The sequence below is a fragment of the Erwinia sp. MYb416 genome, from assembly GCF_037479575.1.
GTDB lineage: Bacteria > Pseudomonadota > Gammaproteobacteria > Enterobacterales > Enterobacteriaceae > Erwinia > Erwinia rhapontici.
In genome coordinates this window covers 1-817 of sequence record NZ_JBBGYT010000322.1, presented here as the reverse complement: position 1 = coordinate 817, position 817 = coordinate 1, and the positions used below count along the sequence as shown (strand labels likewise).

2 protein-coding genes are annotated in these 817 nt (G+C 61.2%); one reads left to right on the top strand and one right to left on the bottom strand.

Annotated features, from left to right (window positions below; all coding sequences use genetic code 11):
* A partial coding sequence (locus WH277_RS03880) for a DeoR/GlpR family DNA-binding transcription regulator (protein WP_339504461.1) occupies nt 1-541 on the top strand: 541 nt, incomplete at its 5' end.
* On the opposite strand, the gene WH277_RS03875 is transcribed toward WH277_RS03880, so the two are convergent.
* The coding region (locus WH277_RS03875; protein ID WP_339504459.1) for a formate dehydrogenase accessory sulfurtransferase FdhD at nt 538-817 on the bottom strand (280 nt) is incomplete at its 5' end. The genes WH277_RS03880 and WH277_RS03875 overlap by 4 nt on opposite strands.

Sequence of the window (817 nt, the reverse complement as noted above, 5' to 3'; positions counted from 1 at the left end):
CGCCATCGCACGCGCGGCCGCGCAGCTGTTAGAGCCCGGTCAGACCGTGTTTCTCGATGCCGGAAGCACCACGACCATGCTGGCCGAAGAATTGCGCTCGATGTCCGGCCTGACCATTATCACCAACAGCCTGAACGCAGCTCTCAAACTCTGTGCCGCAGAAGAGCATGAAACGCTGAATAATCAGGTGATCCTGCTGGGTGGCAATATGCTGGCCGGGGCGCAGGAGACGCGCGGGGAACTGACCGTGGGTGAGATCTATCGCTTTCGCGCTGACGTCGCGGTGCTCTCCCCGGTCGGGCTGGACGCCAAACACGGCGCCAGTAGTTTTCAGCCACATGAAGCGGCCATCGCACGCGCCATGACCCGGCAAGCCGGGCGGCTGATTTTGCTGGCCGATCACAGCAAACTTGGCCTGAACAGCCGCATGAATTATGCCAGTATTGAGCAGGTCAGCGCGCTCGTCACCGACAGCAGTGCGGCCATCCTGCCTGCTTTCGCCGCCTTACAGCAGGTGCTGCCGCGGGTGGTTCTGGCTTAAATCAGCCGCTGCGGATGCGTATATACCGTTGCCCGCCCCGGTTTACTGAAGCCCACCAGCGTCAGATTGCAACGCTGCGCCACCTCCACCGCCAGTTGTGTCGCGGCTGAGACGGCAAACAGGATTTCAACACCGCACATCGCAGATTTCTGCACCATTTCATAGCTGGCGCGGCTGGATACCAGTACCGCGCCCGCAGCCGGGAGCACTTTACTGCGCATCCCCAGCAGTTTATCGAGTGCCACATGACGGCCGACATCTTCACAGCCGAGGCTC